An 8768-nucleotide genomic window follows, 5' to 3' on the forward strand; every position below is an offset into this window, starting at 1 on the left:
TTGCGCGCGATGGGGCCACGACACCACCCGACACTTGCCCTGCCCGCACCCCCTTGCTAGCCTAATAGTTCACCAGCGAATTATTACCCAGCGAAATGTCCAGCCTTAAACCCTGTGTCGATGCGCTCTATGAGGGTGTCGACCGCGTTGCGGAGATCATCCCGGGCCTGCCGAAATGCGAGGTCTTGCTCATTCGCCTGCTGCTGCTCACCGGCGGCGCCCTGCAGCGCGACGTGGAGGCGAAGCTGAAGCCATTCGACCTGAACGACAGCGATTTCCGGACGCTGATGATGCTGTACTCCTCGGCGGAAGGCAGTTCGACGCCGAGCGAGCTCTGCGCGCTGGCCGAACAGAAGCCCACGAACATGACCCGCATCACGAACCTGCTGGCAAAACGCGGCCTCATTACACGCGCCCATGCCACGCACGATCGTCGCCAGGTCGTGCTGAAGATCACCGCGGAAGGCAAACGCATGGTGCGGCAGATGCTTCCACCGATGTTCCCGGAGGTCATCTCGAAGTTTTCCTGTTTCAACACCACCGAGCGCAAGTCCTTCGAGCATCTGCTGAAGAAGCTCGCCCTGCACCTCGATTCCACGGATGTCGCTGCATGACCCGTATGCCTTTCCGCCCCGCCTTGCTGGCCGCGACGCTCGCCGTCGTGTTGGCTGGCTGCCACGTTCCGGCGAAGATCGACCACCCTGCGCTGCGCGATGACGTACCGCTGGCCGGCCTCGACGCCGGCACGCGTGCCGGCTGGCCGGCCGCGCAGTGGTGGCGCGCCTACAACGACCCACAACTCGACCAGCTCATGGAGATGGCGCTGCGCGGCTCGCCTGATCTCGCCCAAGCGAAGTCACGCGTGGATAGCGCGCAGCAGAACATCCGCGTCGCCGCCGCGCAGGCCGGCCTGCGTGTGGATGGCAGCGCGCAGGTCGCCCGCCAGCGCATCAGCGAACACGGCCTGATCCCTGCCCAGTTCCTTGGCTTCACCTGGTACAACCAGGCCGACATCGGGGTGCAGGCGAGCTATGACTTCGACTGGTGGGGCAAGAAGCGCTTCTCGCTCGAATCGGCGATCGACAGCGCGCGTGCCGCGGAAGCCGAGCGCTCAGCCGCATCGCTCACGATCCAGTCGACCGTCGCCGATACGTACTTCGGCTGGCTCACCGACGAAGCGCGCGTGGGCCTGGCCGACCAGCTGATCGCCTCGCGTGAGCGTGCGCTGCGCATCGCCGACCTCCGCGTGAAGCACGGCGTGGATGTGCCGGACACTGTGCAGCAGGCGCGCGGCGATCTTTCCGCCGCACGTCAGCAGAAGACCGCGCTGGAAGGTTCCGCGGCGATTCGCCAGGCCGCGCTCGCCGCGCTGGTGGGTGTCTCGTCGAAGGACCTGCCGGCATTGACGCCGCGCGCCCTCCCCGATGTCGCTCCCGGCCTGCCTACCAACATCGGCACGGACCTGATGGCTCGCCGCCCCGATATCGCCGCAAGCCGCTGGCAGGTGGAAGCGGCGCTGCGCCAGACCGATGCCGCCCGCGCACAATTCTTTCCCGACGTCAGCCTTAGCGGCATGGCCGGCCTGTCCAGCATCGATCTCGACAAGGTCTTCAATGCCAGCAGCCGCGTATTTTCGCTGACCCCTGCCTTGCACCTGCCCATCTTCGAAGGCGGCACGCTGGAAGCGAACCACGGCGTGAGCCGTGCCCAGCTCGACGCCGCGGTGACCCAGTACAACGCCACCGTCGTCTCGGCCGCGCGTGATGTATCTACCCAGGCGCTTGGTGCGCAGCAATTGGCCGCGCGCCGGACCCAACAGAACGATGCGGTCAATGCCGCGACCACCCTGCTGGCCAGTGCGAAGGCGCGCGCCGCGCGCGGGGTACGCGACGACCGCGAATCGCTCGCGACCCAGGCCGTGCTGCTCCAGCAGCAGGACATGGCCACCGACCTGCACGGCCAGGCGCTTTCCACCGATGTGAGCCTGATCAAGGCCCTGGGTGGCGGCTACCACGCCGAATCCCCTGAATCCCCTTCCACGCCTAGCACCGACGGAACCCAGAGCCCATGAGCGCGAACCCCAACGATACGACGCCGCCCACGGAAAGCGGCAACGCGCCGAAGGACAAGCGCAAGCGCGGCCGCGCGCTGCTCATTGCGCTGGTGGTCTTCGTCCTCGCCGCGGCGATCTGGCTGCTGTTGTGGCTGTTCGTCTTTTCCACTCGCGAAACCACCGACGACGCCTATGTCGGCGGCAACCAGGTCGGCATCTCGGCGCAGGTTCCGGGCATCGTGGTGGGCGTATTCGCCGACGATACCCAGCGCGTCAACGCGGGCCAGGTGCTGGTGAAGCTGGATCCGACCGATGCGGATATCGCCCTGCGCAAGGCCAGCACCGCGCTGGCCCAAGCCGTGCGCCAGGTCCGCCAGCAGACCCAGTCCGCAGCCAGCGCCGATGCCTCGCTCGGTGCACGCCGCCAGGACCTGAAGCGTGCGCAGGATGACCTCAAGCGCCGCATTCCGTTGCTCGCCGAGAAAGCGGTGGCGCCGGAAGAAGTGCAACACGCCCGTGATGCGGTGGAGACCGCGCAGTCCGCGCTCGATGCCGCGCAGCGCCAGGCCGACGCCGCTCGCGCGCTGGTCGACGGCGTCGATGTAGAGGCCAACCCCTCCGTGCAGCAGGCACGCGCCAGCTTCCGCCAGGCCTGGGTCGCCGCGCAGCGCAATGCGATCGTCGCGCCCATCGACGGCTACGTCGCCCAGCGCAGCGTGCAGGTCGGTAACAGCGTACAGCCCGGCCAGCAGCTGATGACCGTGGTCCCGCTGCACGATCTGTGGGTCGATGCCAACTTCAAGGAAAGCCAGCTGCGCCACGTGCGTATCGGCCAGCCGGTGAAGGTGGAAGCCGATATCTACGGCGGCGGCGTGGAATACCACGGCCACGTGGTCGGCCTCGGCGCCGGCACCGGCAGCGCGTTCTCGTTGTTGCCCGCGCAGAACGCGACCGGCAACTGGATCAAGGTCGTGCAGCGGCTGCCGGCGCGCATCCAGCTCGATCAAAGCGAACTGAACGCGCATCCGCTGCGTATCGGCCTGTCGATGCAGGTCGACGTCGACACGCGCGAAGAGTCGGGCGCACAGCTCGGCGCGGCGGCCAGCACCGCATATCGCACCGACGTGTTCGCGCAGTACGGCGCCGACGCCGATGCGGAAATCGCCCGCATCATTGCGCAGAACATGCCGGCGACGCGCGAGGCCACGGCGAGCGCCACGCACCGGAGCGCAACACGCAAGGCGGGTTGAAGCGCCAGGCGCATGAAGGCGCATGGGCCGTTTTTTTGCCATTTAACTGATAAGTCAGATAGTTTTTGCCTTTCTCGACAGGTGATGAAATGAGTGGATCGGGTAACGTAGCGACGCTGCCACCCTTGACGGGCGGCAAGCTCGTGCTGGCGACACTGGCCGTGGCGCTGGCCACGTTCATGAACGTGCTGGATTCGTCGATCGCGAACGTCGCGATTCCGACGATCGCCGGCAACCTCGGCGTGTCGGTGGACGAGGGGACCTGGGTGATCACGCTGTTCGCGGCCGCCAACGCGATTGCGATTCCGTTGACCGGCTGGCTCACACAGCGCGTCGGGCAGATCAAGCTGTTTGTGTGGGCGATCCTGTTGTTCGTGCTGTCGTCGTGGCTGTGCGGCATCGCGCCGAATCTGCCGGTGCTGCTCGCCGCGCGAATCCTGCAGGGCGCGGTGGCGGGCCCGCTGATTCCGCTGTCGCAGGCGATTCTGCTCGGCTCGTATCCGAAGGAAAAAAGCTCGCATGCGCTGGCGTTGTGGGCGATGACGGCGACTGTCGGGCCGATCGCCGGCCCCGCGCTCGGCGGCTGGATTACCGACAGCTATTCGTGGTCGTGGATCTTCTACATCAACATTCCGGTGGGCCTGTTTGCCGCCGCCGTGACCTGGGCGATCTACCGCACTCGCGAAACCCCGACCCGGCGCTTGCCGATCGACAAAATCGGGCTGCTGTCGCTGATCGCGTGGGTCGGTTCGTTGCAGATCATGCTCGACAAGGGCAAGGATCTCGACTGGTTCAACTCGCCGGTGATCGTTGCATTGACCGTGTTCGCGGCGATCAGCTTCGCGTTTTTCGTGATCTGGGAGTTGACCGAAAAGAACCCGATCGTCGATTTGAAATTATTCGGAAAGCGAAATTTCCTGGGTGGCACGATTGCGATTTCAGTGGCCTACGCGGTGTTTTTCTCGAACCTCGTGCTGTTGCCGCAATGGATGCAGGGGTACCTGAACTACCGTTCAGTCGATGCCGGTCTCGCGACCGCGCCGCTCGGCATCTTCGCGGTGATCCTCGCGCCGGTGATGGCGAAGATCATGCCGAAGTCGGACGCACGGGTTCTCGCGACGGTAGCGTTCGTCGGCTTTGCGGCGGTGTTCTTCATGCGCTCGAACTACACCACCGGCGTGGATACGTGGACGCTCGTTCTGCCGACCTTCCTGCAAGGAATTCCGACCGCGTTTTTCTTCGTGCCGCTGACCGCGATCATTCTGTCGGGCTTGTCGCCGGACCGGATTCCGGCGGCGGCGGGGCTGTCGAACTTCGTTCGGGTGTTTGCGGGCGCGGTGGGGACATCGTTGGCGGCGACGGGATGGAACGACCGGACGATCATGCACCACGCGCGGCTGGCCGAGCAGACGAGCGTCAACAACCCGACCTTCACGTCCGCGCTGGACTCGCTGCACAGCTCGCTCGGCGGAAGCTCGGCCCAGGCGCTGGCGTACTTCGAGCACTCGTTGAACGCGCAGGCGGCGATGCTGGGGTTGAACGATATTTTCTGGCTGTCGGCGGTGATCTTCGTGCTGATCATTCCGCTGATCTGGGTGACGAAGCCCGATCACGCGAGTGCGGCGGCGGCTGCGGGAGCGGGCGGGCATTGAGGGCGAGTTGAGTGTGGAGCGGGCGGGCGTGAGGACCGCCCGTCGGCTTGATCAATGCAGCGGCGCGGTTGTGCGCGGCAATTGAGCGAAGGCGGTAACGTCCGCCTTTTTTTCTCTCGCCGCAAACAAACCTCACCGCTTATGAACCGACGCGCGCCTGACAAACGGCCCACCTGAAAAATCAACCGACACGCGTCCTTGAGCCTCCGCTTTCACGCGCGAACGGCGAGCAGGGCGGCCGGGCGCAGGTTCCGCGCGCGCCGTATCCAGTCGCCGCGACATCGCTTCAAGACGCTGGCGAAGCAGATCCGCCGCCGCGAGCCGTTCGGCGAGCAACGCGTCTTTCTCCGACAGTTGCGCGTCAATCGCCGCGCAGCGCGCTGTCGATGCGGCCAACCCGGCCTTCGCAGTGGCGAGCCCATCTCGCAGAGCGTCGCGCTCCGAGCGATGCTCGGCCTCCAGCGCCGCGAACCGCTCATTGGCCGCCTGAAGCTCCTTGCGCGCGCGGCTCGCCGCTGCCCGCTCGCTGTCGATTTCGAGCAGCGCCCGCTTTTCGGCCGCCGCCAGCCGCAGTTCGTTCTGATCGTGCGAGCGACGTTGCCTCGCCAGTTCCTCGGCGAAATCGCGGCGTGCGTCGGCCAACGCGGCCGCGCTCGCCGCAAGTTCTTCCTTCGACGCCGCCAATTGCCCGTTCAGCATGTCGTTGGCGGTCTGAAGCTCGACGAGCCGCGCCTCGAGCCCGCTGATCTGCTGGCCCAGCGCGGCGACGCTGCCCGCAGCCTGTTCGGCCTTCAGCGACGCGTCGTTGCGTTGCGACTCCAGCGCTTGCGTCTGCTCACGTGCGGCGGCGATTTCCGCCTGTGCATCCTGCCTGAATACATCCAGCGCGGCGCTGGCCGCGTCGTTCGAGAGCCGCCACAGGCTGGCCGCCAGTTCGCCGGCCGCCGTGGCGACTTCAGGCGGCAAATCCGGGCGTCCCACGTCGACCCGGGTCTTGTCGCGCACCTCGACCCAGAAGTCGCGCAATGCCTTGGCCGGCGCGCTCATGCTGCCTTTGCGCACAAGCTGATACAGCCGGTTCGCAGTCGGCGTTTCGCCGTACCGGAAGAACATCAACCCGCAGACCTCGCGATACAGCGCCTGAGTGTCCGGCGCGTGTTCGCGGACGGCTTCGATATCGGATTCGAGTGTCATGGCATGTGGGAAAAAGCCAAAAGAGTGAATGTGTTGATAATACAACGTAAAACAGTAAATTATCTACAACATCTACTTTCATACACGACATTAGTACTATAATGTCGTGTATAGTATTTAGCTGCCTTGTCTGGTGTTTTCCTCGCAATCCGGAGCGTTTGAACCGTGTCCAATGCCCACAATGTCCAGCTCGCCACCGTGCAGCCCGTCGAATCGCTCGCCGTTCCAGAAAGCCTCGATGGCCGCGACGGCACCAACCGTGGCGCGGTCGAAAATTCTCAGCTCTCGGCTCGCAACGATCTGGACGCGGTGCGTGCATGGCTGTCGAACTACGCGGACACCAAAACCACCTTCGACAACTACCGCAAGGAAGCCGAACGGCTGCTGCTGTGGGCCGTCGTGCAATTGGGCAAGCCGCTGTCGTCGCTGACGCATGAAGATCTGCTGGGCTTCAAATCGTTTATCGCCGATCCGGAACCGGCCAGCCGCTGGGTGTCGGCCAACGGCGGCAAATATCCGCGCGGCGACGAGCGCTGGCGGCCGTTCAATGGGCCGTTGTCGCCGGCCAGCCAGCGTCAGGCGCTGATCATCCTGAATGCGATGTTCACGTGGCTGGTGAACGCCGGCTATCTGCGCGGCAATCCGATGGCGTTGCTGCGGCAACGGGCCAAGCGCTCCGCGCCGCGCGTGACGCGTTATCTGTCGACGTCGCTCTGGGATGAAGTGAAGCTGTTCGTCGAACAATTGCCGCAGGACACCGACGCGCAACGCGCGTACTACGCCCGCTGTCGCTGGCTGACCACGCTGTTCTATCTGCAGGGCATGCGGATTTCGGAGGTTGCAGGCGGCCAGATGGGCAGCTTTTTCAGAAGGCTCGGGGCGGACGGTAAAGACCAGTGGTGGCTCGAAACGCTGGGCAAGGGCGACAAGGAGCGCATCGTTCCCGTGTCGGCCGAACTGGTTCAGGAGCTGCGCAGCTACCGGACACTGAACGGTCTCGTCGCCCTGCCCACCCGCTCCGAGGAAACGCCGCTCGTCATTCCGTTCAAGGGCAGAAGCCGTTGCCTGTCGCGCTCGGCGGTTCACGATGCGATCAAGCGCATTTTCAGCGGCGCGGCGGTCTGGCTGCGCGCCAAGGGAGCGGAATTTGCCGACCGCGCCGATGAGCTCGAACGCGCGTCGGCCCACTGGCTTCGGCACACCGCCGGCTCCCATCAGGCCGATGGCGGCGTCGATCTGCGCACGATCCGCGACAATCTCGGGCATGTGTCGCTGAGCACGACGAGTCTTTATCTGCACACGGAAGACGACACGCGGCATCAGGAGACGGTCAATCGCCACCGGATGAACTGGAGCGCGCCCGAAACCAAAGACGATGATGCGGGCAACGAGGCGGACAATCCTTGATAGGAAAAGGCTTGATTCAAAGGAATATCGACACGACGAGCACGACGATTTCGTGACGAGGCCCGCAACGCCACGAACGAATTCCCCCGCGCTTATCGACCCAGCCGTTTCGCGACCAAAACCAACCGGTTGAACAGGCCAGGCCGCACGCCCCACTCCCCCCAACAACCCGCCAATCTCGCCTCATTGCCCGCTAGAATGGCCGCCTTTGTCCGCTTCGGGCGCGCCGCAAGGCAAAATACGGGTTTTGCGCGCGTCGCACGCGCCGCGACTTCCGCCGGATCATTTGGCATGCCGCAGTCCTGCGCGAACCCGCGTGGCGGCGGCGCTGTCAAGCCAGCCAAGGCTTTGCGGCCCATCGCGTGCGTCGCGGCCAAGGACAGCTCGTCCTTTAACAGAGCACCTCAGGAGCATTAATGACCGATTCGAACCCATCCTTCCTCGGCAGGATTTCACTTGCCGTCGGCACCTTTTTCAGCATCCTCGGCGATGGCGAGTTCGCCGCCGGAGTGCTGCGTCTGCGTAATGGCGCCGTAACCGCGAGCGACACAACCGCGGCCCCCGCGCCTGTCGCCACCCCGGCGCCCGCGCCCGCACCCACCTTGAAAGAAGCCAGCCCCGACGCCGCGCTGCAACTGCTCGGCCTGTTGCAACGCGACGCGCGCTTCATCGATTTCGTCGAGGAAGACATCAGGAACTACAGCGACGCCGACATCGGCGCCGCCGCGCGTCTCGTGCACGACGGCTGCCGCGCCACGCTGCGCGAGCACTTCACGATCCGTCCGGTGCGCGACGAAGCCGAAGGCAGCCGCGTCACGCTGCCCGATGGCTTCGACGCAAGTCTGGTTCGGCTGACCGGCAACGTCGTCGGCCGCGCGCCGTTTAGCGGCAGCATCAGCCATCGCGGCTGGTGCGTCGACGAAGTGCGTCTGCCCAAACTCGCGGACAGCCATAACGCCAAGGTGATCGCCCCGGCCGAGGTGGAGCTATGAGCGGCACGCGCTATTGCATCGGTATCGACCTGGGCACCACGCACTGCGCGCTGTCCTACGTGGACACCAACGCGAGCGACGGCGAATTCGCAGGCGGCGTATTGCGTTTGCGTCAAGGCGGCGCTACACCTGCCCCCGCGCCGACTCCCGCCCCCGCGCCCGCTCCGGCGGCCGCCCCGGCCCCCACGCTGAAAACCGCCAGCCCGGACGCCGCGCTGCA

The 8768-nt window shown here is 65.3% G+C and carries 8 protein-coding genes; 7 read left to right on the top strand and 1 reads right to left on the bottom strand.

Features of this window, described 5'->3' with window-relative positions; translation table 11 throughout:
- Positions 1-95 precede the first annotated feature (95 nt).
- The 4 genes from VGN46_RS13845 to VGN46_RS13860 all read left to right on the top strand — a co-directional run bounded on the left by VGN46_RS13845 (position 96) and on the right by VGN46_RS13860 (position 4955).
- The gene (locus VGN46_RS13845) at positions 96-614 is read left to right on the top strand and encodes a MarR family winged helix-turn-helix transcriptional regulator (protein WP_331644298.1); all 519 of its coding nucleotides are present in this window, start codon (positions 96-98) and stop codon (positions 612-614) included.
- Positions 611-2071: an efflux transporter outer membrane subunit gene (locus VGN46_RS13850; RefSeq protein WP_331644299.1), complete on the top strand. Its 1461-nt coding sequence runs from the start codon at positions 611-613 to the stop codon at positions 2069-2071. Before VGN46_RS13845 ends, VGN46_RS13850 begins: the two co-directional genes overlap by 4 nt.
- On the top strand, positions 2068-3303 hold the full coding sequence (locus VGN46_RS13855) for an efflux RND transporter periplasmic adaptor subunit (RefSeq protein WP_331644300.1): 1236 nt from the start codon (positions 2068-2070) through the stop codon (positions 3301-3303). Before VGN46_RS13850 ends, VGN46_RS13855 begins: the two co-directional genes overlap by 4 nt.
- 89 nt (positions 3304-3392) lie before the next feature.
- The gene (locus VGN46_RS13860; RefSeq protein WP_331644301.1) at positions 3393-4955 is read left to right on the top strand and encodes a DHA2 family efflux MFS transporter permease subunit; all 1563 of its coding nucleotides are present in this window, start codon (positions 3393-3395) and stop codon (positions 4953-4955) included.
- Positions 4956-5087: 132 nt separating this feature from the next.
- On the opposite strand, the gene VGN46_RS13865 is transcribed toward VGN46_RS13860, so the two are convergent.
- Positions 5088-6149: a DNA-binding protein gene (locus tag VGN46_RS13865; RefSeq protein WP_331644302.1), complete on the bottom strand. Its 1062-nt coding sequence runs from the start codon at positions 6147-6149 to the stop codon at positions 5088-5090.
- 165 nt (positions 6150-6314) lie between these two features.
- On the opposite strand from VGN46_RS13865, the gene VGN46_RS13870 reads away from it, so the two are divergent.
- The 3 genes from VGN46_RS13870 to VGN46_RS13880 all read left to right on the top strand — a co-directional run.
- Entirely contained in the window at positions 6315-7556 is a 1242-nt protein-coding gene (locus tag VGN46_RS13870) for a tyrosine-type recombinase/integrase (RefSeq protein WP_331644303.1), read from the top strand.
- A gap of 416 nt (positions 7557-7972) precedes the next feature.
- On the top strand, positions 7973-8548 hold the full coding sequence (locus VGN46_RS13875) for a DUF2760 domain-containing protein (protein ID WP_331644304.1): 576 nt from the start codon (positions 7973-7975) through the stop codon (positions 8546-8548).
- Positions 8545-8768 (top strand): hypothetical protein (locus tag VGN46_RS13880; RefSeq protein WP_331644305.1); only part of this gene is annotated, 224 nt, incomplete at its 3' end. The genes VGN46_RS13875 and VGN46_RS13880, both read left to right, overlap by 4 nt.

Origin of the sequence: Luteibacter sp. (assembly GCF_036500425.1) — a bacterium.
In the GTDB taxonomy this organism is placed as follows: Bacteria; Pseudomonadota; Gammaproteobacteria; order Xanthomonadales; family Rhodanobacteraceae; genus Luteibacter.

What these genes read in the sequence shown, in the direction of transcription:
- VGN46_RS13845 (WP_331644298.1), top strand. Translation starts at nt 96, where the DNA reads ATGTCCAGCCTTAAACCCTGTGTCGATGCGCTCTATGAGGGTGTCGAC.
- VGN46_RS13850 (WP_331644299.1), top strand. Translation starts at nt 611, where the DNA reads ATGACCCGTATGCCTTTCCGCCCCGCCTTGCTGGCCGCGACGCTCGCC.
- VGN46_RS13855 (WP_331644300.1), top strand. Translation starts at nt 2,068, where the DNA reads ATGAGCGCGAACCCCAACGATACGACGCCGCCCACGGAAAGCGGCAAC.
- VGN46_RS13860 (WP_331644301.1), top strand. Translation starts at nt 3,393, where the DNA reads ATGAGTGGATCGGGTAACGTAGCGACGCTGCCACCCTTGACGGGCGGC.
- VGN46_RS13865 (WP_331644302.1), bottom strand. Translation starts at nt 6,149, where the DNA reads ATGACACTCGAATCCGATATCGAAGCCGTCCGCGAACACGCGCCGGAC.
- VGN46_RS13875 (WP_331644304.1), top strand. Translation starts at nt 7,973, where the DNA reads ATGACCGATTCGAACCCATCCTTCCTCGGCAGGATTTCACTTGCCGTC.